Annotated in this window: 21 protein-coding genes; 16 read left to right on the top strand and 5 right to left on the bottom strand. The window is 71.2% G+C overall.

Features of this window, described 5'->3' with window-relative positions; all coding sequences use genetic code 11:
- Positions 1-438 precede the first annotated feature (438 nt).
- Positions 439-2799, top strand: coding sequence for a hypothetical protein (locus AB0H21_RS13815; RefSeq protein ID WP_358515934.1), 2361 nt, complete (start codon positions 439-441; stop codon positions 2797-2799).
- A 9-nt stretch (positions 2800-2808) separates the two neighbouring features.
- A complete protein-coding gene (locus tag AB0H21_RS13810; RefSeq protein ID WP_358515931.1) occupies positions 2809-3342 on the top strand; it encodes a hypothetical protein in 534 nt (177 codons plus the stop codon).
- On the opposite strand, the gene AB0H21_RS13805 is transcribed toward AB0H21_RS13810, so the two are convergent.
- On the bottom strand, positions 3268-3732 hold the full coding sequence (locus tag AB0H21_RS13805) for an ATP-binding protein (protein ID WP_358515928.1): 465 nt from the start codon (positions 3730-3732) through the stop codon (positions 3268-3270). The two genes, AB0H21_RS13810 and AB0H21_RS13805, sit on opposite strands and share 75 nt — an antisense overlap.
- 565 nt (positions 3733-4297) lie before the next feature.
- Between AB0H21_RS13805 and AB0H21_RS13800 the strand changes: the two genes are divergently transcribed.
- From AB0H21_RS13800 to AB0H21_RS13790, 3 genes are all read left to right on the top strand, one after another.
- On the top strand, positions 4298-5158 hold the full coding sequence (locus AB0H21_RS13800; protein ID WP_358515925.1) for a helix-turn-helix transcriptional regulator: 861 nt from the start codon (positions 4298-4300) through the stop codon (positions 5156-5158).
- 14 nt (positions 5159-5172) lie between these two features.
- Positions 5173-5379, top strand: a complete 207-nt coding sequence (locus AB0H21_RS13795; protein WP_358515922.1) for a DUF397 domain-containing protein — start codon at positions 5173-5175, stop codon at positions 5377-5379.
- A 294-nt stretch (positions 5380-5673) separates the two neighbouring features.
- On the top strand, positions 5674-6180 hold the full coding sequence (locus tag AB0H21_RS13790; RefSeq protein WP_358515919.1) for a phosphotransferase: 507 nt from the start codon (positions 5674-5676) through the stop codon (positions 6178-6180).
- A gap of 4 nt (positions 6181-6184) precedes the next feature.
- Here AB0H21_RS13790 and AB0H21_RS13785 read toward each other — a convergent pair whose 3' ends face one another.
- Complete coding sequence (locus AB0H21_RS13785) at positions 6185-6556, bottom strand: glutaredoxin domain-containing protein (protein ID WP_358515916.1); 372 nt, start codon at positions 6554-6556, stop codon at positions 6185-6187.
- 296 nt (positions 6557-6852) lie between these two features.
- Between AB0H21_RS13785 and AB0H21_RS13780 the strand changes: the two genes are divergently transcribed.
- The gene (locus tag AB0H21_RS13780; RefSeq protein WP_358515913.1) at positions 6853-7755 is read left to right on the top strand and encodes a MerR family transcriptional regulator; all 903 of its coding nucleotides are present in this window, start codon (positions 6853-6855) and stop codon (positions 7753-7755) included.
- Positions 7756-7780: 25 nt separating this feature from the next.
- Here the strand turns inward: AB0H21_RS13780 and AB0H21_RS13775 are convergent, their stop codons facing one another.
- Positions 7781-8407, bottom strand: a complete 627-nt coding sequence (locus AB0H21_RS13775) for a Uma2 family endonuclease (protein WP_358515910.1) — start codon at positions 8405-8407, stop codon at positions 7781-7783.
- Between the two features lie 165 nt (positions 8408-8572).
- Here AB0H21_RS13775 and AB0H21_RS13770 point away from each other — a divergent pair, with 165 nt between their 5' ends.
- The 5 genes from AB0H21_RS13770 to AB0H21_RS13750 all read left to right on the top strand — a co-directional run bounded on the left by AB0H21_RS13770 (position 8573) and on the right by AB0H21_RS13750 (position 15446).
- Positions 8573-9448: an anticodon-binding protein gene (locus tag AB0H21_RS13770; protein WP_358515907.1), complete on the top strand. Its 876-nt coding sequence runs from the start codon at positions 8573-8575 to the stop codon at positions 9446-9448.
- Positions 9449-9575: 127 nt separating this feature from the next.
- On the top strand, positions 9576-10958 hold the full coding sequence (gene lysA / locus AB0H21_RS13765; RefSeq protein ID WP_358515904.1) for a diaminopimelate decarboxylase: 1383 nt from the start codon (positions 9576-9578) through the stop codon (positions 10956-10958).
- A 92-nt stretch (positions 10959-11050) separates the two neighbouring features.
- Complete coding sequence (locus AB0H21_RS13760) at positions 11051-12337, top strand: homoserine dehydrogenase (RefSeq protein ID WP_358516550.1); 1287 nt, start codon at positions 11051-11053, stop codon at positions 12335-12337.
- 272 nt (positions 12338-12609) lie between these two features.
- Positions 12610-13719, top strand: a complete 1110-nt coding sequence (locus tag AB0H21_RS13755) for a glycosyltransferase (RefSeq protein WP_358515901.1) — start codon at positions 12610-12612, stop codon at positions 13717-13719.
- Complete coding sequence (locus tag AB0H21_RS13750) at positions 13716-15446, top strand: glycosyltransferase (RefSeq protein WP_358515899.1); 1731 nt, start codon at positions 13716-13718, stop codon at positions 15444-15446. Before AB0H21_RS13755 ends, AB0H21_RS13750 begins: the two co-directional genes overlap by 4 nt.
- Positions 15447-15485: 39 nt before the next feature.
- Here AB0H21_RS13750 and AB0H21_RS13745 read toward each other — a convergent pair whose 3' ends face one another.
- Entirely contained in the window at positions 15486-17162 is a 1677-nt protein-coding gene (locus tag AB0H21_RS13745) for a glycosyltransferase (RefSeq protein ID WP_358515896.1), read from the bottom strand.
- Positions 17163-17296: 134 nt separating this feature from the next.
- A complete protein-coding gene (locus tag AB0H21_RS13740; protein ID WP_358515893.1) occupies positions 17297-18595 on the bottom strand; it encodes a methyltransferase domain-containing protein in 1299 nt (432 codons plus the stop codon).
- A 314-nt stretch (positions 18596-18909) separates the two neighbouring features.
- Between AB0H21_RS13740 and thrC the strand changes: the two genes are divergently transcribed.
- The 5 genes from thrC to AB0H21_RS13715 all read left to right on the top strand — a co-directional run bounded on the left by thrC (position 18910) and on the right by AB0H21_RS13715 (position 26620).
- The gene (gene thrC, locus AB0H21_RS13735; protein ID WP_358515890.1) at positions 18910-19968 is read left to right on the top strand and encodes a threonine synthase; all 1059 of its coding nucleotides are present in this window, start codon (positions 18910-18912) and stop codon (positions 19966-19968) included.
- Between the two features lie 572 nt (positions 19969-20540).
- Positions 20541-21500: a homoserine kinase gene (gene thrB / locus AB0H21_RS13730; RefSeq protein WP_358515887.1), complete on the top strand. Its 960-nt coding sequence runs from the start codon at positions 20541-20543 to the stop codon at positions 21498-21500.
- Positions 21501-21926: 426 nt separating this feature from the next.
- A complete protein-coding gene (gene rho / locus AB0H21_RS13725; RefSeq protein ID WP_358515884.1) occupies positions 21927-23969 on the top strand; it encodes a transcription termination factor Rho in 2043 nt (680 codons plus the stop codon).
- Between the two features lie 702 nt (positions 23970-24671).
- The gene (locus AB0H21_RS13720) at positions 24672-25964 is read left to right on the top strand and encodes a sensor histidine kinase (protein ID WP_358515881.1); all 1293 of its coding nucleotides are present in this window, start codon (positions 24672-24674) and stop codon (positions 25962-25964) included.
- Between the two features lie 11 nt (positions 25965-25975).
- Positions 25976-26620: a response regulator transcription factor gene (locus AB0H21_RS13715; protein ID WP_358516548.1), complete on the top strand. Its 645-nt coding sequence runs from the start codon at positions 25976-25978 to the stop codon at positions 26618-26620.
- The last annotated feature ends 256 nt before the right edge of the window (positions 26621-26876 follow it).

Here is a 26876-nt window from a genome sequence, read left to right as displayed (position 1 = left end):
CAGTTGAGTACGTGCCGAGTGTACGGATTCCTCCAACTCCAAGACGGTCCACAAACCGCCAGTCGGACGAAATGGCCCTCGCTCCGCGCGGTCTGTGTCGATCCGGGCGCCTGCGCCGCCGTGTGGCGGGTCGAGGTCGTGGGAGTTCGTCCTTCGTGCGACGAGCGGTCGCAACGCTCCCGGCCACGGTTCATGGGGTATGACTGTTGCGGCAAGTCCTCTATCTGCGGGTCTGTGGGGTACCACTGCGGCGGTCAGTCTTCCGTGGTCGATGTGCTCCCCGAACATGGCACCCCCTCCATCAGCCGTTCTGGTGTTTGGTCAGGTGGACGGCTCGATTCCCCCTGGTTGACGTTTCTCTGCTTCTTTCGGTTCGAGGTGGTGGGGTGGGATCTGCGAGTATTCTGCCTCGACGGCTTTCGGGGACACGGTGATGGCATGAGCGAAGAGTTGGAGAGCACCCGGCGGGCCCTTGAGGCCGCCGTGGCGGCCGCGTCCGGTGCCGCCGAGCTCACCCGGCTGCTGGCCGACTACCAGGAACGGCTGGCGGCGGCGGCCGTCTCGGAGGCCGAGGCGTTCACCCGGCTGAAGGAGACCGAGGCCCGGCTCAAGTCGGCCGAGCGGCAGGCGACCCAGCTCGCCAAGAACCTCGCCGAGCAGAAGTACCAGACCGAGGTCGCCCTGTGGCGCCTGGAGTCGGTGCAGGAAAGCCGATGGTCCAAGCTCGGCGACGCCATCCACACCAAGAAGCCCGGCGAGGTCGCCCGCACCCTCCGGGCCCCGATCAGCAAGCGCCCGGCGCCCAAACGCGCCGACTTCGCCCCCGCCCCGCTCGACCCGCCCCCGGCCGTCGCGCCCGTCGCCCCCAACACCGCCGGTCCCGCCGTCTCCACCGCGATGGACGAGCACTTCGTCGTGCCTAAGGGCCCGCTGACCAGGCCGTACCTCACCGTCGCCGCCATCGTCGACCGGCGCTCGGAGGCGCTGTTCCGCTACGAGTGGCGTCAGGTGACCAACTTCGGCCCGGACAACTGGCAGGCGATGCTCGACCAGCACCGCCCGCACCTGCTGTTCGTGGAGTCCGTCCAGACCGGTCCCCTCCAGGGCAACGGCGGCCGCTGGCTTGAGGAACTGGCCGGGCGTACGCGAGGGCTGCGCGACCTGGTCGAGGAATGCGGACGGCGCGGCATCCGCACGGTCTTCTGGCACTCCGGCGGCCCGGTGTCGGTCAGCGTCCCAGTGGCGTCGTACTTCGACCACGTCCTCGCGACGTCCGAGGCCCGCGCCCGCGAGTGGCGCGCCGCGCTGCGCCACGACCGCGTCACCGTCCTCCCCGTGGCCACCCAACCCCGCGTCCACAACCAGATCCCTGCAGCAGGAGGCCGCACGGCAGTAGCCCTCCTAGGCACCGCAGTCCAAGGCGCACTCCCTGCTGACTTCCCCAAGCCCTACCTCCCCACCCCCACAACGGGAGCCGCCACTCTGAGCACGGGAGCCGCTGCGCCGACCGCGGGCGCCGCCCCGACTCCGGGTGCCGTCCCCCAGAGCGCGGGAGCCGCCCCGACCGCGGGAACTGCCACCCCGAGCACCACCGCTCCTCGTCCGGGGGCGCGAGAGGGTGCCGATGAGGGCGGTCCGCGACCCGGTGCGGCGTACGGAGGAGTCGCTTCTGGTACGGCCGGTGGGGTCGGCCGCACGGGTTCCTCAGCCATGCCCGGCACGGGTACTCCTCGTCCCGGGGTGCGAGAAAGTGCCGATGAGGGCGGTCCGCGACCCGGTGCGGCGTACGGAGGAGACGTGCTCCTCGCCGCGCCGTGGGGGCCGTTGATCACCCCGAAGGCCACGTACGACGACCTGCTGACGGCCTACAGGTCGGCCGCGCTCGTGCTCGCCGGGCCGGACGCCGACGCGCGGACCATCGAAGAGCTGTCCGCCTGCGGCACCCCCATCATGCAGCTCACCGCCCCCATCGCGACCGACGAAGACTCCCTACGCCGCGCCCTCACCTCCGTCCAGGAGTATCTGGCCGCAGAGGACCAGTCCGCCGCCGAAGCCCACCTCGCCTGGCGCGCGACGATCTCGGTCACCCCGCTGCTCGACCCGATCATCGCCACCGCGGGCCTGCCGTCGATCCGGAACGCCGCCTCGATCACCGCCATCACGGCCGTCTCCAACTCCGCCGAACTCGACCACGTACTCGCCCAGCTCCACCGCCAGGCCCATGCCCCCGGTCAGCTCGTCATCGTGGCCGAAGGCCTGGACGCCGCCACCGTCGAGAAGTCCGTGCGAGCCGTCCACAGAGGTGACGTGATCGTCCGGGAGACCGGCGCGCCCGCCACGAGGGGAGCGGCCCTCGACCGCGCCCTGAGGCTCGCCGACGGCGACCTGGTGGCCGTCCTGGACCCCCGTGACCTCTACGGCGAGCACTACCTGGCCGACCTCGTCCGCTACTTCGCCGCCGTGGACGCCGAGATCATCGGCAAGTCGTCCTACTACGCCCACATCCCTGGCACAGGCGCCACCCTGCTCCGCGGCCCCGGCACCGAGCACCGCTTCCTCCCAGAGCTCGCCGGCGCCACCCTCCTGGCCCGCCGCCCCACCCTGACCGACCTCGGCATAGCCGACGTCTCCGACGAGTGGGACGAAACTCTCATGCGCCAATGCCGCACCGACGGCATCCGCGTCTACTCCGCCGACCGCTACTCCTACGTCCGCGTCCCCCCGGCAACGAACGAACGCCTCCTGTCCTCATCCCACCTCCAGGGCTACACCCCGGCAGAACCCCTGGCCATGATCTGACCCTCGCGAGTGAAACGCGTACTCGTCGCCGGCATCAGTGGTGCCGGGAAGACCACCATGGCCCGGGTTGTCGGGGAACGGCTTGGGCTGCAGTTTCACGAGATGGATGCGCTGCACTACGTCGGCCCGGATTGGGCGACCGACCCGGAATTCCGTGAGCGGATATCCGAGATCGCATCGACATCCACCTGGGTATTCGATTCCTTCGGATACCCCGACGTACGTGACCTGCTGTGGACGCGTGCCGATACCGTCATCTGGCTGGATTACTCCAGAGCCGTCATCATGCCCCGCGTCCTGCGCCGGTCCTTGCTGAGGACGCTGCGTCGCGAGCGCGTCTTCGGCGGCGACGTGGAGATCTGGGTCGGATGGCTCAGTCGTGAGCACCCGGCTTGGTGGGCGTGGTCGCAACATGCCGCCCGCCGCACGGAAATCGCACGGCGGGCCGACGAACCCCGCTTCGCGCACTTAGAGGTCGTCCGATTCGCCACCCCGAGAGAGGCCGATGACTGGCTGGGCCGCCTGCGTCCCGGTGCCCCTTAGTAGCCATCTGGCCCAGACCGTCTTACCCGGACCCTCCGGGAGCGGAATGACGCCGAATTGGTCGGCCAGCGCGGCGACGATCGCCAGGCCACGGCCATGTACCGCTTCGGGTCCCAAATCGAGCCGCCGTGGCCGTCCCGTCCCGTGGTCGGTCACCCGTACGCACAGATCGATGCCGGTCGCCCACAGGGAAAGCCGAATCGGGGGAGCGCCATGCGAAACCGCGTTGCCCAGCAGTTCACCTGCGGCGAGGAGAACATCGTCGGTGAGGTCACGAAGGCCCCAGCCGGCGAGCGTCTCTTTGATCGTGTCTCTGGCCCGCCCTACTGCGGCTGGGTCGTGCGGAATGTCCCAGCAGGCCGTACGAAGTCCGTCCGGCGTCGTCGTCATGGATTCTCCTCCGACAGGGGGTGAAATTCGTAGGGGCGTGTCGCGAGAGGGTGCGGGTGGGCCGGGCGGTGGCATCATCGACTCCGCTTCACGCATAAGGCCACGCAGTTCCTCGATCGTGCGAGCCTTCGCGGTAAGGGGAACCGGCGTCGCCCACCTGGCCACGGCGTAGAAACGACGACTCCCGACCCCGTACCAGACGGCCCAGCCCGGTTCGAGTCGGTCCATCTGATCCGCGCTGGCGCGCTTAGCGATGTCCCAGTTCTTCGGTGCGACGTGGCTCGGCGTGGTTCCGTGCCGATGGCGCCCCTTCACGGCGATACATGACTCGGTCGGTTCCGGTCTCTGATCGCGCGGTGTCATCGTCGGCGCCCTTCGTACGGTCGCATGGTCGTTCACCAGCAACTTGCGATGATCCGCCGACCCGTCATGGTTACCAGCGGTAGTGTCAGCATGACGCTACGCTGTCGTGCGCCGCAAGTGGTTCCGCAATTTGCGCGCCGCTAGCCCGCTATGTCGTAACCATCCGGCTTTGTCCGCGAACAGTCCCCTCACAGGAGCCACGATGAAACAACCCGGAAGCCCGACCGTTCGCAGGCGGCGGCTCGCGTCCGACCTCCGGCGTATGCGCGAAAAGGCCGAACTGACGATGGAACAGGTCGCGGAAAGGCTCGGCTGGTCGATCACCAAGGTGTCGCGAATCGAGACGTCGAAGGTCGGGGTCACCGTCAAGGACGTCGGACTTCTTCTCGACCTGTACGAGCTGACGCCCTCCAGGCGCGCCGAGGTCCTCACGCTGGCACGTGATGCGCAGAAGAAAGGCTGGTGGGAAGGCTATGGCGACCTGCCCACCGAATACGCCACCTATATCGGCTTGGAGGCGGCGACCACCTCGATACGAAGCTTCGCGCCCGAGATCGTGCCGGGTCTCCTCCAGACCGAGGACTACGCGCGCGCCGTCATCCGCGCCGCACTGATCACCTCGCCACCAGGCGAGATCGAACGCCGCGTAGAGGTGCGAATGGCGCGGCAGGCGCGGCTTTCTCAGCAGGATCCGCTACGCCTGTGGAGTGTCCTCGACGAAGCGACGCTGCGCCGCCTCGTCGGGGGCCCCGACGTGATGCGCGCGCAACTCCGGCATCTGGCCGACCTCGCCGAGACGCCCAACATCACCCTCCAAGTATTGCCATTCGCCGTGGGAGCGCACGCCGCCACCAGTGGAGCCTTCTCGATCTTCGAGTTTCCCGAGCAGGTGGATGCCGATGTCGTATTTCTCGAGAACCTGACCGGCAGTCTTTATGTGGAGAAGGAGACGGATGTGTATCGGTATACGCTGGCCTTTGACCATCTCCGTGCCAAGGCCCGGGATCCTGACGAGTCTCGTCGCTGCATCACGGAGATGATCGGTCTGACAGCCGAATCCTAGGGAGGAGGCGCGGGATGTCCGCGCTGGATCTGCCGCACGCCGTATGGCGGAAAAGCTCTCGTAGCGGAAACGGTCAAGACTGCGTTGAAGTGGCGGAAATGAGGGGCGGCGTTCGCGCCGTGCGGGACAGCAAGAACCCGAACGGCCCGACTCTGACGTTTCCCAGCGACGAATGGCATGCCTTTGTCGCCGGGGTTAAGAGGAACGCTCACCTGATCTGAAGACTCGGGTGGCTCCTCAACTGGTCGGTTGTCTTCTCGCCGCGTCTTCGGCAGGGTTGGCGGGTGGAAGAGATCCGTTTGGCCGGGGGGTTCGTCAATGACGTCGTGCGGGTCGGTGAGACGGTTCGGCGGTCGTTGACGGGGCGTAGTGGCTTCGTGCACGCGCTGTTGGAGCTGTTCGAGCGGCGAGGGTGGGGCGGAGCGCCGAGGTTTCTCGGGGTGGATGAGCAGGGGCGGGAAGTGCTGTCTTATCTGCCTGGCGATGTTCCCTGGGAGCCGGATAGGGCGCTTTGGGTGAGCTCGGACGAGAGTCTCGTCCGGGTTGCCGAGCTTGTGCGGGCGTTTCACGATCTGACGGCGGGGACGGAACTCGCGGGGGACGAAGAGGTGGTCTGTCACAACGACCTGTCGCCGAAGAACACGGTGTACGAGGGGATTGGGGAGCAGACGCGGCCGGTGGCGTTCATCGACTGGGACATCGCCGCGCCCGGCGCCCGCGTTCACGACGTCGCGCATGTCTGCTGGCAATATCTCGACCTCGGGCCGTCGGTGACGGACGTCGCGGAGGCCGGTCGGCGGATACGTGTGATCGCCGACGCCTACGGCCTCGCGGACCGTGACGGGCTGGTCGAGACGATCCTGTGGTGGCAGGACCGCTGCCGGCGCGGCATCGAATCAAGCGCCGCCGCCGGCGACCCGGCGATGATCCGGCTCGCCGAGGCGGGCGTGGTGGTCTCGATCAGGGACGCCGCCCGGTGGGTCGGCCGACATCGGCGGGAGTTGGAGGACTGGCTGCGGTAGCGGGTCACCCGTCTCGGTCACCGGATGTCAGGTGCGGCGCGTGCGTCGTGACCGCTTCGAGCAACTGCTGCTTCGACGGGTTCACCATCGCCTTTCCGGCCACGGTGACGGTCGGTACGGTCTCGTTCCCGTTCGCGACCGAGCGGACGAACGCCGCCGCGTCGGGGTCCCGCCAGATGTTGACTTCGTGGTAGCGCAGCCGCGTGAAGCGCAGGCGCGTGCGCAGCCTCATGCAGAACGTGCACCCGGGTCGCCAGTAGACGACCACGCCCGTGTGGTCGGCGCCCTTGTACGAGGTCGACCGGCCTCGGCGAGGGAGGTTCGTGATGATCGCCAGCACCATCGCGATGATGAGGAGGAAGAGCCCGGGAGACATAGGGCGAGTATCTCAAACCGGACGTCGGGCGACGGATCCGCGGCCGGTGATTTCCGGTGGCGATGAGGCGATACGAGGACGGGCTTCGCTCGGAGTGACGGCGTCCAGGGCGTTGGCGGGCGGTCGCGGCCACGAGGTTCGGCTTTCCAGGGACTGCGTGTGAGGAGTGCCGGGAAGCTCGCGGCGTCGCGTCGGGGTACGGGCGGCCATCGCCGTCATGACGGCCCCTCACAGCCGCGGCTTCTCGTGGAACACGGGTTGAGGTTCCAGTGGGTGGAAGGTGCAGGGTGGGCGGTGTGGGCGAACGCGAGCGGCTGTACACGATCGGTGATCTCGCGCGGCGGGCGGGCGTGCCGGCGCGGACGGTGCGGTTCTGGTCGGACGCCGGGCTGGTGCCGCCGAGCGGGCGGTCCGCCGGTGGTTACCGGCTCTACGACGCCGAGGCGGTCGCCCGCTTCGACCTGGTGAAGACGCTGCGTGATCTCGGCCTCGGGCTGGAGGCCGTCCGCGAGGTGCTGGAGCGGAGGGCGACGGTCGCCGAGGTGGCCGAGGCCCACGTCAAGGCCCTGGACGTGGAGATCCGCACCCTCCGGCTGCGCCGCGTCGTGCTCAGCACGGTCGCCAAGCGCGGCGGAACCCCGAAGGAGATGCTTCTGATGCACGAACTGGCCCGGCTGTCCGTACGCGAGCGAAAGCAGATCATCGACGACTTCGTCGCGCGGGTGACCGCCGGCGTGGGGCTGAGCCCGGATGCGATGATCATCGCGGACTGGATGCGCGAACTGCCCGACGATCCCGCGCCGGAGCGGGTGGACGCCTGGATCGAACTGGCCGGGCTCGTCGCGGACGAGGACTTCCAGCGGAAGATCCGGCAGATGGTGATCGCCGGGACAGGGGACGGGTGGGCGCCCGAGTGGCGGCCCGGTCTGTACCCGGCCGTCGTCGAGCTCGCGGGCGGCGCGCTGGCCGACGGGATCACCCCCGAGTCGCCCCGGGGCAAGGCCGTCCTGGACGACATCGTCAGCCCGAGCCTTCCGGCCTCCGAACGCGCGGAACTGCGCGAGCGGCTGGAACAGCTCGCCGACCCGCGCGTGGAGCGGTATTGGCAGCTGCTGGAAGTGCTCAACGGCCGGACGTCGTTCCCCTCGGCCATACCGGCCTTCAAATGGCTGATCGCCGCCCTGCGCGCCCACGGCTGAAGCCTGGTGCGGCAGAGGACTGCCGTCAGAACTGGAGCTCTGCCCAGTCGATCACTATGGGGATGGGATTGGTGACACTCGGAGCCTCACCGGACTCTTCCTTCATGAAGGTGCCGATGTGCTTGTACAGCATGGCCGCCCGGTCGAGGCGGTAGCGTTCGATGGTCGAGACGCCTGTTCGGTCGAGCCGGACGATCCAGTAGTGCGGGATGCCGGCCTTGGCGTACTCGCCGAGTTTGTCGGTCGTGTCCTGCGTTTCCGAGCCGGGAGACACGATTTCCACGACCAGCAGGGTGTGCTCGGCGCGGAGCCGTTCGCCGCGTTCCCGGTCCAGGCACCTGTAGAGCGCGATGTCGGGTCGCCGGTTGAGCAGCGGAAGGTCTCTCAGACGCAGATCCACGTCGTTGTTGACGGTGAGGCATTCGTGGCCGGCGCTCATCGCGGCCCGTGCGTGACGTTCGAGCAGGTTGGCCAGCCGCCTGCCGGCGGTTTGGTGGTCGGGCGTCGGCGCCGCGCAGTAGACGACGTACCCGTCGACGATCTCGATGGCTTTGGCGATGCCTTCCGGCAGCGCCTCGTACTCCTCGGCGGTGACTCGCGTCGGTTGAGGGCGGATGGTGAGAAGCCAACTGTCGTCGGGCAGGGCTTTCATCCGACGTCTCCTCGTCAGGGTGCGATCCGCTGACCCAAGCTTACTGGCCTGGGGCGGCTCCCACCGCCGTGGCGTGCGGGGATGACGCCGTAGCCTGGGCCCTGTGCGGCCGTGGGGAAGGCGCGGGTCGTGCGGTGAGATCGTACGGAGGTCGTGGGGGGGATCGTGAAAGTGCTGCGGGCGGTCCTCGGGGCGCCTCCCGTGCCCGAGGGGACGTGGGAGCGGGACGCGGTGTACGTCTCGGCGGCGGCGCTGCGGCAGGCCGGGGCGGGCGCGCCCGCGCGCGAGGCGGCGGAGCGGCTGGCGGAGCGGCTGCGCGCCGTGCCAGGGGTGAGAAGGGTGCAGGTCCGGCCGAACGGCTTCCTGGTGATCGAGGTGGACACGCCCGGCGAGATCGTCCGCGAGATCCTGGCGGAGCCCGCTGGTCCGGCTGTGGCGCCAGGGCGGGGCATGGCGCCGCTGGAGAAAGGCTCGATGCCGCCGGGAGGGGAACCGGCGCCGTGGCCGTCCGGTCCGCTCACGTGGAGCAACCCTGGTTTCGTCGTGAGGTACGCCTACGTGCGGGCGGGTGCCGTTCAGCGCTGGGCCCGCGACCTCGGGATCGAGGCCGGTCCTCCGGGTGTGTCCGGTCAGGGTAAGGGGGAGCCGGAGGGACGCAGGGGTGAGCCGGGGGCGGCTGCGGGGTTCCGGCCCGAGTCGCTGGACGATCCGCGTGATCGGGCGGTGCTGCGCGTGCTGGCCGAGCTGCCGAGCCGGCGGGCGGGGCGGGATGCCGGACGATCAGGGAGGTATCCGTCCGGTGGTGGCGAAGCGCGCGCCTCCGGCGGTCGCGGGCCTGGACGGGAGTCCGGATGGCCCGCGTACCTGGAGCGGCTGGCCGAGGCGTACCACGACGCGTTCGAGCACGCCCCGGCGATTCCCAAGGGTGACGAACCGCCGACCGGCACTCATGTCGCGCGCCTGTGGATGGCGCGGGCCGTCCGCGAGGTGCTGGGTGAGGGGTTGACAGCACTCGGGCAAGCCCATCCCGTGAAAATATGACAAAAACCGGTAAATAGCAGGAAGTGGTACGCCGTCTGGCCTGCCACCGTGAACATCTTCCTCAGGACCGTCTCGTCTGGTGAGCATTGGGCGCGGGGGGATCACAGGGTCGGATAGCCTCGTTCGGGTGAGTCGATTCGCCCATCCCGCCGGTGACCGGCACGCCGAAGTGCTGCCTGAGGAGCGGCCTCCGCAGGCCCCGGCCGACCTCAATTCGCTCGACCCCACCATCTGGCCGCGAACGTCCGGCCGTGTGGACGGGGCGGTCACGATCGCCGGCGTGGACGTCCGCGATCTCGCCCGCGAGTACCGCACTCCTCTCTACGTCGTGGACGAGGACGATTTCCGCTCGCGCTGCCGCGACTACAAGGCCGCCTTCGACGGCGGCGACGTCTACTACGCGGGCAAGGCGTTCTTGTGCAGGGAGGTCGCCCGCTGGGTCGACCAGGAGGGCCTCGGCCTGGACGTCTGCACCAGCGGTGAGCTGGCCGTGGCGCTCAGCGTCGGCTTCCCGCCCGCGCGCGTCGCCCTGCACGGCAACAACAAGTCGTATGCCGAGCTGGAGCAGGCCCTGACCGCCGGGGTCGGCCGCATCGTCGTCGACTCCTTCGACGAGATCGCCCGCGTCGGCTACCTCGCCGAGAAGCTCGGCGTGCGCGCCCAGGTGCAGATCCGCGTGACCACCGGCGTTGAGGCGCACACCCACGAGTTCATCGCCACGGCCCACGACGACCAGAAGTTCGGCCTGTCGCTGAACAGCGGCGCCGCCGCCGAGGCCGTGCGCCGGGTGCTGGCCCTTCCTCAGCTCGAGCTCGTCGGCCTGCACTCCCATATCGGCTCCCAGATCTTCGACACGGCGGGCTTCGAGGTCGCCGCGCGGCGCCTCGCGGTGCTGCTGACGCAGATCAAGGAGGAGCACGGCGTCGTCCTGCCCGAGCTGGACCTCGGCGGCGGGTACGGCATCGCCTACGTCGCGGGCGACGACGCGCCGGACATCAAGGTGGTCGCCGACAGTCTCCGCGAGATCATCTCTCGCGTGTGCGAGGACGCCGGGCTTCCCGTGCCGAGGCTCACCGTCGAGCCGGGGCGGGCCATCGCCGGGCCCGGCGGCGTGACGGTCTACGAGGTCGGCACGATCAAGGACGTCGAGGGCATCCGCTCCTACGTCAGCGTGGACGGCGGCATGAGCGACAACCTCCGCACCGCGCTGTACGGCGCCGAGTACACCTGCGTGCTCGCGTCCCGTTCCAGCGACGCCCGGCCGGTCCTGTCCCGCGTGGTCGGCAAGCACTGCGAGAGCGGCGACATCGTCGTCCGGGACACCTGGCTGCCGCACGACCTCGCCGCGGGCGACCTGCTGGCGGTCCCGGCGACGGGCGCTTACTGCCGGTCGCTGGCGCACAACTACAACTACCTGCCCAAGCCCGCCGTGGTCGCCGTACGGGACGGGGCGTCCCGCGTGATCGTGCGCCGCGAAACCGAGGACGACCTGCTGAGGGGGCAAGTGTGAAAACCGCCGAAGAGGTGCGGGAGGTCGCCGGCGCGCGGGAGGATCTTTCGCCGCGGGGACGCCACGAGAAATCGGGCGAGCAGGGCAGGCCGTTGCGGGTCGCGCTGCTCGGCTGCGGCGTCGTCGGCTCGCAGGTCGTGCGGCTGTTGCAGGAGCAGGCCGACGATCTGGCCGCCCGTGTCGGCGCGCCGCTGGAGCTCGCCGGGGTGGCCGTACGGCGCCTCGGCCGTAAGCGTGACAGCGACGTCGACCCGGCGCTGCTGACGACCGACGCCGAGTCCCTGGTCACCCGCGAGGACGTCGACATCGTGGTGGAGGTGATCGGCGGCATCGAGCCTGCGCGGTCGCTCATCCTGTCGGCGATCTCGGCGGGCAAGTCGATCGTCACGGCCAACAAGGCGCTGCTGGCCGAGGACGGCGCCGCCGTCCACGGCTCGGCCAAGAAGCACGGCGGCGACCTGTACTTCGAGGCCAGCGTGGCGGGGGCGATCCCTCTGCTGCGGCCGCTGCGCGAGTCCATGGCGGGCGACCGCGTCCACCGCGTGCTCGGCATCGTCAACGGGACGACCAACTACATTCTGGACAAGATGGACTCCACCGGCGCGTCGTTCAGTGACGCCCTGGAGGAGGCCCAGGCCCTGGGGTACGCCGAGGCGGACCCGACGGCCGACGTGGAGGGCTTCGACGCCGCCGCCAAGGCCGCCATCCTCGCCGGGCTCGCCTTCCACACGCGCGTGACGGCCGCCGACGTCCACCGCGAGGGCATCACCGAGATCACCGCGACCGACGTCTCCAGCGCCAAGGCGATGGGGTACGTCATCAAGCTGCTGGCCATCTGCGCCCGGTCCGACGACGGCCGGTCGGTCGGCGTCCGCGTCCACCCGGCGATGATCCCGAGGACGCACCCGCTGGCGGGCGTCCGTGAGGCGTACAACGCGGTGTTCGTGGAGGCCGAGTCCGCAGGCCAGCTCATGTTCTACGGCAAGGGGGCCGGGGGCGCGCCCACGGCGTCGGCCGTGCTGGGCGACATCGTCGCCGTGGCCCGTAACCGCATCGCTGGCACCCACGGGCCGCAGGAGTCGACGTACGCCGACCTGGCCGTCCACCCGATGGGCGAGACGGTGACCCGCTACCACGTCTCGCTGGACGTCGCGGACAAGCCCGGCGTGCTCGCCACGGTCGCCGAGATGTTCGCCAAGCATGACGTCTCCATCCAGATCGTCCGGCAGGAGGGGCGCGGCGACGACGCCCAGCTCGTCCTGGTCACCCACCGGGCCAGCGACGCCGCGCTGTCGGCCACGATCGCGGGGCTGCGCGAGCTGGACATCGTCCGGGACGTGACCAGCGTGATGCGCGTCGAGGGCGAAGAGACCTCCTGACGCCGGCCACCGGCCGGGTGCTCGCCGCAAGGCGTGCCCATCCGGCCGGGGTCCATCCTTCTGGGGCGGGGTTCGCTCCTCGGTGTGCCCGTCAAACCGGTCGTTCGCCGAGAGCGTGCCCATCAAGCTGGGAGTTCGCCGAGAGCGTGCCGTACGGCGCCCGGTGACCCCTCGCGGGTGAGAGCATTTTCTTCGACGAGACCGCCGTGCCGCCCGGGCCGGCATCCGGGCTTCCCCCGCCCCGGCGGAGGGCGATCGTCGAAGGGAGCGCAGTGGCAGAGGGCGACCCGACCCCGCTCGGGTTCACGCGCACCCCCACCGGCGGCCCTGGTGAGCTGTCCTTCCGCGACGGGCGTCCGGTCTTCGACGGCGAGCCCGCCGATCTTCCGGTGACGGCGGCGTCCGTCGTGGGCCTGCGCTCGCTCGACGGGTTGCGCGTGCGCTGGCCGGAGGGGCGCGCGGGGGTTCTGGAGACGATCTCGGGCCTCGCGGCCGCCGGGGTGCCGGTGTACGCCGAAGAGGTCCCGGCCTGGTTCAAGGAGACCGAGCCCGAGCTCGCCGCGCTGTTGTCCGCGTGGGCCCCGGGCCCGCGCGACCCTTCTGTGCGGTCCGTCAGCGATCTTCGCCGTGAGGAGCACAGCCTGCGCCTGCGCCGCCAAGTCCTGCGAAAGCCCGCGGGCCGTCCGGCGCCGAAGGTCAGCGTGGTGATGTCCAGCAAGCGCCCGGAGCTGCTCTGGACGGCGCTCGCGCAGATCGCGCGCCAGCGCCACGTCGAGGTCGAGATCCTGCTCGGCCTGCACGGCGTCCCGGCCGCGCATCCGGACGTGCGGCGCGCCCTGGCGTCGTTCCCGCTGCCGGTGACCGTCGTCGAGGCGGACGTCGCCACGCCGTTCGGCGAGGTGCTCGACCGGGCGGCGGCGCGGGCGGCCGGCGACGAGATCGCCAAGTGGGACGACGACGACTGGTACTCGCCGGAGCACCTGTCCGACCTGCTCATGGCCCGGGCCTACAGCGAGGCCGACATCGTGGGCGCGACGGCCGAGTTCTTCTACCTGGAGCCGCTGGAGGTCACGGTCCGGCGTACGGACTACACCAGCGAGGTGTGGTCGGACCATGTGGCCGGGGGCACGATCTTCCTCGCGCGGGCGAAATTTCAGGAGATAGGCGGGTTCGAGGGGGTGGCGCGGGGCGTGGACGCCCGGTTCCTCAAGACCGCCCACGCCGCAGGCGCCCGCATCTACCGCACCCAGGGCCTCGGCTACGTCCTGCGCCGCTCGCTCGCCGCCGGGCACACCTGGCAGCTTCCCCTGGCCCACTTCCTACGGGTCTCGACCAACCAGTGGCGCGGCTTCCGGCCCAGCCGCGTCTTGGAAGCCTCATGATCCCGCGCGTCCGCGGCAACGACTACACCGTCCTCGGCCCGCCCGCACTCGGTGGTTGGTCACCGTCCCTGCGGGTCAGCGTGGTCGTCCCCGCCCACAACGGGCAGGACAAGCTCGACCTGGTCCTGGCCGCCCTCGCCGCGCAGACCTACCCCGACGAGCTTCTCGAGGTGGTCGTCGTCGACAATGGCAGCAGCCCGGCCCTGCGCCTGCCGCCGATCCGCCCGGCGGGCACGCGTCTGATCATCTGCGAGACCCCCGGCCGGGCCGACGCGCGCAACGCCGGGCTCGCGGTCGCGACCGGCGACGTCGTCCACTGGCTCGACTCCGACGTCGTCGCCGACCGGCACGAGGTCGAGGCGCACATGCGCTGGCACCACCTCGCGCCCTACCTCGTCGTCACCGGCTACCTGCGCTTCACCACGGCCGCCCTGCCCGCGCCCGAGGCCATCACGTCGGGCAAGGACCTCGCCGCGCTCTTCGAACCCGCCGAGCCGCACGAATGGCTCGTCGACCTGGTCGAACGCACCGGCGGGCTGACCCAGGCCTCGAGCCGGGCCTTCAGCCTGCACGTCGGCGGCGCGACCTCGGTCAACCGGCGGCTGATCGACGCCGCCGGGCCCATGGACGCCGAGCTCGTCCTCGGCCAGGACACCGAGATGGGGTACCGCCTCGCCCAGGCGGGCGGGGTGTTCGTCCCCGAGCCGCTCGCGGTGGGGTACCACCTCGGGCCGTCCATGCGCATGCGCGACAAGGAGCGCATCGACCGGGTCAGCCAGGCGTTGCTCGGCGACCGCGTCCCGCAGTACCGCTGGCTGCGCGGGCACCCCACGCGGCAGTGGAAGGTCCCATACCTCGACGTCGTGGTCGAGGCCGGCGGATACGACGAGACGCGCGCGACCGTGGACGCCGTGCTCGCCGGCACGATCCCGGACGTGTCGGTGCTGCTCGACGGCCCCTGGGACGCGCTGACGCCCGAGCGCAGGGCCCCGCTCACCGACCCGCGCCTCGACCTCACGCTCCTGCGCGGGCACTACGCCCACGACCCGCGGGTCCGGCTCACGTCCGGCGAGGCCGAGCGCCTGGCGCCGTACCGGCTGCGCCTCCCGGCGGGCTGGGTGCCGGGGGAGGACTCCCTCGCCCGGCTGCTCGACCTGGCGGTCGACGGCGACCACGGGCTGGTCGGCGTGCTGCTGGCCGAGAGCCCGGACGGCGTGACCACGGCCCGCCTGGAACGCCGCTCCGCCTTCGCCCGCGCAGCCCTGGTCGGTTCCGCCGATCCGGACCTCGGGGCCGATGGGGCCGTTTCGGACGCCACGGCCGGCGGACTCGGTACGGGCGTCGTGGCCGGCCGGGCGGTCGATGATCTTGTCGACGACGTGTACGGCACTCTGTGGATCGACGGCGAGAGCCTCGGCTTCCTGCCCGCCGCGGACGCGACCCCGGTCAAAGGCCGCAGGATGGCCTATCGCGCGAGGCTGGACGCCGAGGCCGAGATCGTCAAGCTCACCAAAGAGGCCGAACGCCTGCGCGGCCAGGTGACCAAGTGGCGCGAGGAGGCCGGTCGCTGGCGCAAGTCCGCCGTCGACCTGCGCCGCGAGGTGGGCAGCCTACGCAAGGAGCTCGCGGCCCTCAAGACCAGCCGCCTGCGCACCGTCATGAAGCGCATCTCCCCCCGCCGGACGGGCGCCGCGAAACCCGCGAACGACCAGCGGTCCGACACCTGACCGCCCGAGCGGGACCGCCCGGAGGCCCGGGTGGGAGGGTCACCGGCCGCGGAGGGCTGTGCGGAGGCGTTTCACCAGCTTTTCGGGGGCGCCCGGCGACGTGGGACTCGGGCCCGGGCGGTCGGGGGGCGTGGTGGCGGATGATGGAAGATCCGGGGACGGCGCGGTGGCGGCGGGGGGTGGCTGCGGTTTGGGCTTCTCGGGCGGCCAGAAGTCCGATGACGGGCACCGGCGGACGCCGTGGGTCTGCTCGATCACGTCGTCGAGGTCCTCGCCGGGACCCGCGAGGAGGCGGGCGCGGTTCGTCGCGTCCGTGCGTTCCAGGCGGGCCGCACGGCCGTCGGGGAACTCGACCACCAGCAGCCCGGCGCGGGTGTCGTTCAGGTTCTTGATCATCAGCTCCAGCGAGCGCCGGGCCAGCGGCACGTCCACGGGCCCGGTGTACCGGAACGGGACGGGGGCGGGGTCGGGGGCGGCCTCCTCGGCGAGCCGGACGGCGTCGTCGTGGCGGAACTGCTCGCGGATCAGCCGCGCCTCGAAGCCCGGATCGTCCAGCACCCGGTGGCGGCCCTCGGGCAGCGCGGACCACGGGCCGAGCAGCGTCACGACGACGTCGGGCAGGCTGCCCCCGAGCGCCGCGCCGACGGCCGCCCGAACCTTGGGCTCGGCTTGCGTCCGCGCCGCGGAGTCGCTGTCTTCCTTCCTGTCGGGCCCGCTGTGTCCGCGTCCCCCGGGCTCGGCGCGCCGTACGTCCAGGACGACCTCGGCGTACGGGATCAGCCAGCGTCTGCCGCGCTCTTTGCGCAGGTCACGGCGCAGGGGGACGCGGTGGGCGAGGTAGGGGGCCACGACCCGCACGGTCGCCTCGGTGTCGACACGCTGGGCCGGGATGCCGAGATGGACGGCCCGCGCCTCCATGTCGGGGACGAACACCACGCCGCGCATCGCCAGCCGGTAGGCGAACTCGGTGTCCTCGCCCCGGAGCACGGCCGGATCCAGGCCGCCGGCCTCGTGGAACAGGGCGCGGCGCAGCGAGACCGTGGGCCCGGTGCAGACGTGGTAGGGGTTCTTGCTGGCCCGCAGCCCGTCCAGCCGCCGGATCGTCGCCTCCGTGCTGCTGGGGATGGCCGCCGCCATGTCGAACAACGAGTCGAGATTCCCCGCGCCCACGGCCTCCCGGACCTGCGCCGACGTCAGGGCGGGCTCCTCGACGAAGACCTTGGCGCCGATCGTGACGACGTAGTCGGTGAGGTGGTGCCAGCGCATCAGCGCCTCGATGTGCTCGCGGGAGGTCACCATGTCGGCGTCCAGGCGCTGGATGATCTCGCCCTCGGCGAGGCGGGCCCCGGTGTTGAGCGCGTGCGCGATTCCCCAGCCGCCCGCCGCGGCGGGCACGAGCCGCGTGTTCTGCGGCCGCGTCTCGGGCAGGCGCAGCGGCGGCTCGCTGCCGTCGTCGACGACGATGACCTCCATCAGGCCGGCCGGGTAGGTCTGCGCCGCCAGCGCGGCGAGCGTCAGGTCGAGCCGGTGCTGCCCGCCGTGGGCCGGGATCACCACGCTCACGCGCAGCTCGGGACTCCACGCGCCGAGCGGGGGCGGAACCAGCGGGGAGTAGTCGTTGTGGCGGATCCGGGGCCGGTCGCCGGGGCCCGCCGTCGTGGGGTTTCCCTGGACGTGGCCGGGCGGCCCCGGGCTCGTCCGTGGGGAGACGGACACGATGATCGCTCCTTCGTCGCTGCGCTTCGCCACCGCCTGACGACCCTACCCCTGGAACCTGTGAGCTTTGTGGGAGCTCCTATCCGGGCGGTGGCCTGCGAAACGCCCGCACGACCGGTGTCTTCGGAGCAGGTCTAGGCGTGCCCTCGCGGAAGCCGCTCGGAACCGTCGCCTGAGGGCGAGCCAGCCGCCGTGCGGGAGATCGCGGCGGGGACGGTCCCGCCCGGAAGGGGGGCCTGGGCAGGGGAGAGGTCGGCGGCGGGGCGGCGGCCGGGGTGGCGGACGCGGCGGTAGGCGGTGATCACGCGCCAGGCCCGGGAGCGGCGGATGCGGGCGATGGCCTCGCGATACTCCCCGAGGCGGTCGTCGAGAAGCTTCACCCGGCGCCTGAGGCGGACGGCCTCCGCGCGCAGCTCGGCGTTGACGCGCACCAGCTCCTCACGGGCGCAGGCCAGCTCGGCTACGCGGGCCGTGAGTTCGGTTTCCCGCGCGGCCAGACCGGCGCAGCGGACCCGCAGGTCGGCGATCTCGCCGTGCAGGAGGCGCTCTCTGTGCAGGAAGGCGCTTTCTGCGCGGCTCATGGCGTACCCGGGCGTGCCGCGCGCTTCGTCCCGGCGTACCGCGACGCCCGCGAGGTGACGCCGCAGGACGGTGAGCTCGCGGATCTCGAAGAGCGGTTCCACCAGGTGGCGAAGGCTTCCGTGGTAGAAGATCCGGCCCGAGCCCGGCCCGGGTGCCCGGGTGGGGCCGGTCCCAGTGCCCGGCCCGGCGAGGGACGTCCGCGCCGACTCTGTCCCGGAGCCCGGATCGGCGAGGGCGGGCGTCCGCGCGGGGGCCGCCGGGGTGGGGCGGTGGACGCCGTACGGGACGGTGAGGACGAGGATCGCGCCGGGGCGCAGCGTCCGGTGTAGTTCGGTCAGCACGCGCACGGGGTCGACGGCCTCGTGGAGCAGGCCGCCCGCGACCCCGGCGTCGAACGCCTGGTCGGGCACGCCGGCGAGGTCGTGCCCGTCGGCGACGGCGAACGTCATGCGGGACGCCACGTCGGCCGCCGCCCGGTCGCGCAGACCATCCGCGTCCGCGACGGCGGAGGGGTCGGTGTCGAGCCCGGTGACCTGGTCGCCGCGCTCGGCCAGCAGCAGGGAGAGGTCGCCGGGCCCGCAGCCGAGGTCGAGGACGGCGATCGGGCGTCCGGGACGGCCGCAGGGCAGGTGCTCGAGGATCCAGTGGACGCGGTCGCGATACCCCTCGTCCGGGATCTCATGGGCTCGTGGACGGTCGCGGCGGCCGTTGTCTCGCGTCTCGGGGGCTGGTGCGCGGACCTGGAGGCCGTTGTCCGGTGTCTCGGGGGCCCGCGCGTGGACGTGGAGGTCGTCATCCGGTGTTTCGGGGGCTCGCGTGTACGTGCCGGCGGTGTTGTGTTCGTCGGGCACGCGACGTTTCTCCTCGGAGCTTGCGGACGTTCCCCCAATTGTGGGGTAAAAGATGATAAAGAGACAGTGAGGTTCTCATTCCTTCCACGATGATGTGGTGAGGATTTCGCGGCGGCCCTTCACACAGGGGCACCCGGCGAATCGTCCGGCACGCTGTGGACGGGCCGAAAAGGCCGGTCCAGCTTGTGGACAACGGAGGCGGCCGGGTCGGCCGTCCCCGTAGACTCAAGGCCTGATACCGCTGGTAGCGGACCCATGGTTACGCGCCGCCGAGGCCCCGGCGACAGGCCGGGCCGGGCGCGGGAGGAGCGACGATGTTCAGGGCATGGCGTGGCCTTATCGAGGAATACCGTGACAGGCTTCCCGTGACCGAGACGACGCCCGTGATCACGCTGCACGAGGGAGGCACGCCGCTGGTCCCGGCCCGCCGCGTCTCCGACCTGACCGGCTGCGAGGTCTACCTCAAGGTCGAGGGCCTCAACCCCACCGGCAGCTTCAAGGACCGCGGCATGACCGTGGCCATCAGCAAGGCGGTGGAGGAAGGCGCCAAGGCGGTGATCTGCGCCTCCACCGGCAACACCAGCGCCTCCGCCGCGGCCTACGCCGTGCGCGCCGGCCTGACGTGCGCGGTCCTGGTGCCCCGGGGCAAGATCGCGATGGGCAAGCTGGCGCAGGCCCTGGTGCACGGCGCCAAGCTCCTGCAGGTCGACGGCTCGTTCGACGACTGCCTGGAGATGACCAGGAAGCTCGCGGAGAACTACCCGATCGCGCTGGTCAACTCGGTGAACCCGCACCGCCTCCAGGGCCAGAAGACCGCCGCGTTCGAGATCGTCGACGCCCTCGGCGACGCGCCGGACGTCCACTGCATCCCCGTTGGCAACGCCGGCAACATCTCGGCCTACTGGATGGGCTACCGCGAATACGCCGCGGACGGCGTGGCGACCCGCACGCCGCGCATGCTCGGCTTCCAGGCCAGCGGCGCCGCGCCGATCGTCCAGGGCGCCCCGGTCACCCACCCGCACACGATCGCCACGGCGATCCGCATCGGCAACCCCGCCTCGTGGAAGCTCGCCGAGGCCGCGCGCGACGATTCCGGGGGCACCATCCAGGCCGTCACCGACCGGCAGATCGCCGCCGCGTACAAGCTCCTCGCGCAGGAGGAAGGCGTGTTCGTCGAGCTGGCCTCGGCCGCGAGCGTGGCGGGCCTGCTCCAGGCGCACGAGCAGGGCCTGCTCAAGCCCGGCGAGCGCGTGGTCTGCACGGTCACCGGCAACGGGCTCAAGGACCCGGACTGGGCGATCTCCGGCGCGCCCACCCCGCTGACGATCCCGGTCGACGCGTTCGCCGCCGCCGCGGCGCTCGAGCTGGCCTGAGCCGCTTCCCCGGGCGGCGCGACCGCCCGGGACGGTCCCGCTTTCGCGGAGGGCGGATTCCGGGTGGTTCCCGCCGCCCCGCCCCTGGACGAAACCGGCCATGACCCGGCATTATGTCGGGCGACACCCGGAAGGGGTTGGGGGCGGACCGGTAAGGTTCACAGGGTGCCGGAGACGGTCGCGGTTACGTGGGGAGCGCGGCCCGTACCGGCCGGAGAAATCGTCGGGATCACCCCAGAGCCTTCACCCGGCCACCCGTAATCCTCAAGGGCGTCACCCGGGACGCGACGTCGGCCGTGCCCCGGTGGCGGTCCCGCGCACCCCGGGAACGCGCCGGAGCCCACCGCGAGGTCCGCTCCGGTCGACCCGGCGGCTCACGGGGCAGGCCCCACGAGTCGGCCGCGGCCCCCCGCGGACCGCCCGAGAAGCGGGTACACCGCCAGGTGCGCCCGTGAAACTTCTTGGTGTGCCCGGGAACGCCCGGCGATCGGCGTTCGTGAACCTTTTCAGACGGCACTCGGCGCCACCGAGATCGCCTTTCGCGCACAACCCAGAACGAATCCGAGGAACGCATGGCAACGAGCAGCCCCGTCGTCGTCCGGGTGCCGGCCACCAGCGCCAATCTCGGGCCGGGTTTCGACTCGCTCGGGCTCGCGCTCACCCTGTACGACGAGATCGAGGCCGTCCTGCACGACGACGTGCCGGGGTCGCCGAACGCGCGCGGGGTCGTGGTGGCGGTCGAAGGCGAGGGGGCGGGGGAACTCGACCTCGGCGACGGCCATCTGATCGTCAAGGCGATGCGCGCGACGTTCGACCGTGCCGGCGTGCCCCAGCCCAGGGGCATCCGGCTGCGCTGCCTCAACCGCATTCCGCACGCGCGCGGCCTGGGCTCGTCCTCGGCCGCCATCTGCGCGGGCATCCTCGCCGCCCGCGCGCTCGCCGCCCCCGAGATGACGGACGACGAGGTGTTCGCGCTGGCCACGGAGATGGAGGGGCATCCCGACAACGTCGCCCCCTGTCTTTCCGGAGGTCTCACCATCGCGTGGACCGAGTTGTCCGGAACGCCGCGTAAGCTGAAACTGAGCCCGCATGGGGGCGTCCGACCTGTGGTGTTGGTGCCGGGAACCCGGCTGTCCACGGAGACGGCGCGCGGGCTCCTGCCGAAGGATGTTCCGCACGCCGACGCCGCGGCGAACGCCGGACGCGCCGCACTGCTCATCGCGGCGCTCACCCAGCGACCCGAGAGCGAGGTTCTGCTGGCAGCCACAGAAGACCGTTTGCACCAGGCCTACCGCGCGCCTGCGATGCCGGGCACGGCCGATCTGGTAAAACGTCTGCGCGTGGCCGGGGTACCCGCGGTCGTATCGGGGGCCGGTCCGACGGTTCTCGCGTTCGGCACGACGGATACTCATGATTTGATCGCGTCGGAAGTGGGTAATGACTGGCACATCCAGCCATTGGACGTCGACCGATCTGGCGCGACCGTTCAATTCCCGAGACACGCTGATGCATCTTCGACCTTCAGGGAATAGCAGTGTGCGCTGGTGATGTTAGGCTGATAGCCGCACCAGATGCCCCCGTTGCGGGTGCGTGCTTGTCAGCCATACATCGCTGGATCGCGCCTCGCGTCGCAAGACGCAGGCCGCACAGCGGGCTTCCTGATTTCATCGCCTCCGGTTGGTCCACATCCGGTTGGCGTGTCGAGAAGCGGCGTAATCGGGGACATGCGCGTTCGATTGGCATCGACATCTGGTCGGCGGTAACCAGCCGGGGGGCGACCCCCGGGCCCCCAACGGCTCGCGAATCTCTACGGTGACGGCTGTGTGCCGGTTCGACGCACCGGCTTTCCGACACCTTGGAAGTTCGTCCAGCCCGACCCGGTCTGTCCCGCCGGGTCGCACCACCGGGACGCCTGGCTGATCGTGGCCGACGCCCGACCCCTGGGAAGGACCTTTTAGTTGAGCGACACCACCGAACTCCTCTCCGACGCCCCCGGCGCAGCGCCGGCCGCCGGCGACACCCCCACCCGCGCCGCGGCCAGGCCGCGCCGTCGCTCCGGCACCGGCCTCGCGGCCATGGTGCTGCCCGAGTTGCAGGCTCTCGCGTCGAGCCTGGGCATCAGCGGGATCGGGCGGATGCGCAAGAGCCAGCTCATCGCCGCCATCCAGGAGAAGCAGGGCGTCACCGCCGACGGTGCCTCTACCACCGCCGAGACCGCCGCCGCTGCCCCGGCTCCCGCCGCGGCCGCGCCCGCGGTCGTCGCCGAGCCACCGGCCGAGCGCCCCGCCCGCACCCGGCGGGAACGTTCCCGTCCGGCTCCCGCCGAGGTCACGACCGAGGTTCGCGAGGAGCGCGCCCCGGCCGCCGAGGCGCCGCAGCCCGCCGAGACGATCGCTCCCGTCGCCGCGTCCGCCGACGCCGGGCCGGTCGCGCAGTCCGAGACCCGTCCCGAGCGCACCGAGTCCCGCCGCGAGCGTGGCGAGCGCCGCGGCCGCGGTGACCGTGGAGACCGGCGCGAGCGCGGGGACAACCGTCCCGACAACCGCAGCGACAACAGCCGTCCCGAGCAGCGTGCCGCCGACGCCGGCGAGGGCCGCCGCGACCAGAACCGTGACCAGAACCGTGACCAGAACCGTGACCAGAACCGCGAGCAGGGCCGTGACCAGGGACGCGAGCAGACCCGCGACCAGGGACGTGACCAGTCTCGGGACCAGAGCCGCGACCAGTCTCGGGACCGGGGCGGCGACCGGGGCGGCGACCCGCAGGGCGACGACGACCGCCGTGGCCGCCGCGGCCGGTTCCGGGAGCGCAACCGCCGGGGCCGCGACCGCTTCGACAGCAACGAGCCCGTGATCGGCGACGACGACGTCCTGATCCCGATCGCCGGCATCCTCGACATCCTCGACAACTACGCGTTCGTGCGCACCAGCGGCTACCTGCCGGGGTCCAACGACGTGTACGTCTCGCTGGCGCAGATCCGCCGCAACGGCCTGCGCAAGGGCGACGTGATCACCGGCGCGGTGCGCCAGCCCCGTGACGGCGAGCGCCGCGAGAAGTTCAACGCGCTCGTGCGGCTCGACACCGTCAACGGCATGGACCCGGAGCAGTCGCGCAACCGCCCCGACTTCACCAAGCTCACGCCGCTCTACCCGCAGGAGCGCCTGCGGCTGGAGACGGACCCGAACATCCTGACCACGCGCATCATCGACCTGGTCGCGCCGATCGGCAAGGGCCAGCGCGGGCTGATCGTCTCCCCGCCGAAGGCCGGTAAGACGATGGTCCTGCAGGCGATCGCCAACGCGATCACCCGTAACAACCCCGAGTGCCACCTCATGGTCGTCCTGGTCGACGAGCGGCCGGAAGAGGTCACCGACATGCAGCGGTCGGTGAAGGGCGAGGTCATCCACTCGACCTTCGACCGTCCCGCCGAGGACCACACCACGGTCGCCGAGCTCGCCATCGAGCGCGCCAAGCGGCTGGTCGAGCTGGGCCACGACGTCGTCGTGCTGCTCGACTCGATCACCCGTCTCGGCCGCGCCTACAACCTGGCGGCCCCGGCGTCCGGGCGCATCCTGTCCGGTGGTGTCGACTCGACCGCGCTGTACCCGCCGAAGCGGTTCTTCGGCGCCGCGCGCAACATCGAGAACGGCGGCTCGCTGACGATCCTCGCCACGGCGCTGGTCGAGACCGGCTCCAAGATGGACGAGGTCATCTTCGAGGAGTTCAAGGGCACCGGCAACGCCGAGCTCAAGCTCAACCGCTCCCTGGCCGACAAGCGCATCTTCCCCGCGGTGGACGTCGACGCGTCCGGCACCCGCAAGGAGGAGATCCTGCTGTCCAGGGACGAGCTGCAGATCGTCTGGAAGCTGCGCCGGGTGCTTCACGCCCTCGACATGCAGCAGGCGCTGGAGCTGCTGCTGGAGAAGATGCGCGAGACGCAGTCGAACGCCGAGTTCCTGCTCCAGGTCCAGAAGACCACGGTCAGCAACGACCGCGACTGACCTGTTCGGGGCGCGGCGGTGTTCTGGAGGAGGAGGGAGGAAGGGTGAGGAACGAGCCCTTCCGAGTGACGACGGAAGAACGCCGCCTAAAGGAGCGCCCCGAACCGCCGTGCCGGAGGCGCGGCCATAGGCACAGGGGTCGGGCGGGTGTGTGAAGGGGCGGCGGGCCACGGGCTCGCCGCCCTTTACCGTGCACGGCGCGGAGTTCCCGCCCGCGGGCCCGGCGAGGAGTTCGCGCCCGCGGAGCCCAGCGGAGGGTTCGCGGTGGGCTGAAGAGTTTTCGACCTGGGGTGGGGCGGCGGGGTGAGGATTTCGCGTCCGGGGTGGGGGTGTCTCTACCCGGGGACTGACACTCGCCCCATGGCGTCGTGCCCGCGGACTTGGCAGGCTTTCTGATTCGATTAGCGAATCGTAGTTATGTCGTGGCATATTGTTACCAATACGTCCGGCGCCCAGGCGACGTCGGGCACCCTCTCCGGTCGGGCTGTGCACGCCTGACCGGTCAGCGTCCGGAGGGACGTGCTCGACGGGCCGGCGGCTCCAGTGGCCGGCACCAGGGCACGAAGACGATCGGTGAATACCGGGCAGCTCGTTGTGCCTTGATTCTGTGTAACGCACAGGATCGCTAAGCCGATCAGAGACGCTCTGGATGTCCGGGCCGCTGGACAGCACACGCCGAGGTTCGACCGGAGGGCGTTCGGGATGACCGCGGAGCCGAGGGGCCGCCCGCCGCTGCGCGGGCGGGTGCCCCTCGGGCCGTACGGGCCGCTCGGGCTGCTCGCCGACCCGCTGACCTGGCGCTCGGTGCCGTACCTGCTGGGGGTCAGTGCGGCGCTCGGCGTCACCTGGTTCGTGATCCTGGCCACGGGGCTGTCGATCTCGCTGGGGTTGATCCTGGTGTGGGTGGGACTGCCGTTGCTGCTGGCCACCATGCTGCTGTGGCGCGGCGGCGCCATGCTGGAGCGGCGCCTGCTGCGCCTGGCGCTGGGCGTCGCTATTTCGAATCCGTACCGTCCGAGGCCGCCGGGCGGGGTGGTGCGGCATCTCGGCTGGCTGTTCGGCGACCCGGCCACGTGGAAGGACCTCGGCTACCTGCTGCTGCTGTTCCCTCTCGGGCTCGGCGAGTTCCTCGTGTCGCTGACCCTGTGGGTGTCCTGCGTGGGGCTGATGATGCAGCCCGTGTTCGTGTTGTCAGGTGAGACCACGGTCATCACCGACCGCCTGGGGGTCGACACCCTCCCCGAGTCCCTGCCGTGGACGCTGGTGGGCCTGGCGCTCCTGGTGATCACGCTGTACGTCGTACGGGGCATGGCGTGGCTGCACACCCTGCTCGCGGTCGCGTTGCTCGGCCCGGGGGACGAGGCGCGCGTCACGCACCTGAGGGCGAGCCGGGCCAGGGGAGTGGACGCCGCCGAGGCCGAGCGGCGCAGGATCGAGCGCGACCTGCACGACGGGGCCCAGCAGCGGCTGCTGTCGGTGGCGCTGGAGCTCGGCAGGGCGCAGGCGAAGTTCGACTCCGACCCCGAGCAGGCCAGAGAGCTGCTCGTCCGCGCCCACGCGGACACCAAGGCCGCGATCGCCGAGCTGCGCGACCTGGCCCGCGGCATCTACCCGGCGATCTTGACCGACCGGGGCCTGGACGCCGCCCTGTCGGCGCTGGCCGCGCGGGCGCCGATTCGCGTGGACGTGAGCGTCGAGATCACCGACCGGCCGCCGGCCGCCGTCGAGAGCATCGCCTACTTCATCGTCGCCGAGGCGCTGACGAACGTCGCCAAGCACTCGGTGGCGACCGAGGCGTCCGTCCGGGTCGGGCGGGAGGACGAGCGGGTGGTCGTCGAGGTGCGCGACAACGGCGCCGGGGGAGCGGTGGCGAGCCCCGGCGGCGGGCTGGCGGGGCTCGCGGACCGCGCGGCGACCATCGACGGCACGCTGACCGTGGAGAGCCCGCCGGGTGGCCCCACGGTGATCCGGGCCCGGCTACCGTACGAGTGGTGAGAGAACGCGCGATGCGGGTCGTGATCGCGGAGGACTCCGTCCTGCTGCGGGAGGGCCTGGTCCGGCTGCTCGCCGACGGTGGCATCGACACCGTCGCCACCGCCGGGGACGGCCCGGGGCTCGTCGAGGCGGTGCGCGCGCACGAGCCCGATCTCGCGGTGGTCGACGTGCGCATGCCGCCGAGCCACACCGACGAGGGCCTGCGCGCGGCGATCTCCGCGCGCGCCCTGCTGCCCGGCCTGCCGGTGCTCGTGCTGTCGCAGTACGTCGAGGAGCGCTACGCGACCGAACTGATCGGCCGCGGCGCTGCGGCCGTCGGCTACCTGCTCAAGGAACGGGTCGCCGACGTCGCCGAGTTCCTCGACGCCGTGCGCCGGGTGGCCGCCGGGGGTACGGTGATCGACCCCGAGGTGGTCGTGCAGTTGCTGAGCCGCCGCCGGGGGCAGCCGATCGAGTCGCTGACCGGCCGCGAGTCAGAGGTGCTCGCGCTCATGGCCGAGGGGCGGTCGAACAACGCGATCGCCGGACGCCTCGGGGTCACCGAGGGGGCGGTCGAGAAGCACATCTCCGGCATCTTCGGCAAACTGGGGCTGGACCCCACGCCGGACGACCACCGCAGGGTCCTGGCCGTGCTGGCCTACCTCGGCCGTCTCTGAGCCGTTCCCGCCGCCCTGGTCCGGGTCGTGCGAGCCGGGCGAACCGGATAAGCCAGTCGAACGCGGCTCCTGTCCGCGTGCCTTGCTCTGCCCGTCGCGTCGGCCGCGCTGTCCGTCTCGTTGCCCTTTCGCCTGAGCTTGTGGCTCCCCCAGGGCGTGTTCCTGCCAGGAATCGCGGTCACAGTCCGCCTTTTCCCGGAATGGGGCCCTTTAGCACTCAATTTCGTAGTCATAGCACCGTGTCGGATGGCCGGTC

It is taken from the genome of Sphaerisporangium sp. NPDC051011, from assembly GCF_040653595.1.
Classification (GTDB): domain Bacteria; phylum Actinomycetota; class Actinomycetes; order Streptosporangiales; family Streptosporangiaceae; genus Sphaerisporangium.
This window is presented reverse-complemented; position numbering and strand designations above follow the sequence as displayed.

Bases quoted from the DNA above. Each gene is read 5' to 3' on its own strand.
- AB0H21_RS13815 (WP_358515934.1), top strand. From the start codon at position 439: ATGAGCGAAGAGTTGGAGAGCACCCGGCGGGCCCTTGAGGCCGCCGTG.
- AB0H21_RS13805 (WP_358515928.1), bottom strand. From the start codon at position 3,732: ATGACGACGACGCCGGACGGACTTCGTACGGCCTGCTGGGACATTCCG.
- AB0H21_RS13800 (WP_358515925.1), top strand. From the start codon at position 4,298: ATGAAACAACCCGGAAGCCCGACCGTTCGCAGGCGGCGGCTCGCGTCC.
- AB0H21_RS13795 (WP_358515922.1), top strand. From the start codon at position 5,173: ATGTCCGCGCTGGATCTGCCGCACGCCGTATGGCGGAAAAGCTCTCGT.
- AB0H21_RS13785 (WP_358515916.1), bottom strand. From the start codon at position 6,556: ATGTCTCCCGGGCTCTTCCTCCTCATCATCGCGATGGTGCTGGCGATC.
- AB0H21_RS13775 (WP_358515910.1), bottom strand. From the start codon at position 8,407: ATGAAAGCCCTGCCCGACGACAGTTGGCTTCTCACCATCCGCCCTCAA.
- AB0H21_RS13750 (WP_358515899.1), top strand. From the start codon at position 13,716: ATGATCCCGCGCGTCCGCGGCAACGACTACACCGTCCTCGGCCCGCCC.
- thrC (WP_358515890.1), top strand. From the start codon at position 18,910: ATGTTCAGGGCATGGCGTGGCCTTATCGAGGAATACCGTGACAGGCTT.
- thrB (WP_358515887.1), top strand. From the start codon at position 20,541: ATGGCAACGAGCAGCCCCGTCGTCGTCCGGGTGCCGGCCACCAGCGCC.
- AB0H21_RS13720 (WP_358515881.1), top strand. From the start codon at position 24,672: ATGACCGCGGAGCCGAGGGGCCGCCCGCCGCTGCGCGGGCGGGTGCCC.
- AB0H21_RS13715 (WP_358516548.1), top strand. From the start codon at position 25,976: ATGCGGGTCGTGATCGCGGAGGACTCCGTCCTGCTGCGGGAGGGCCTG.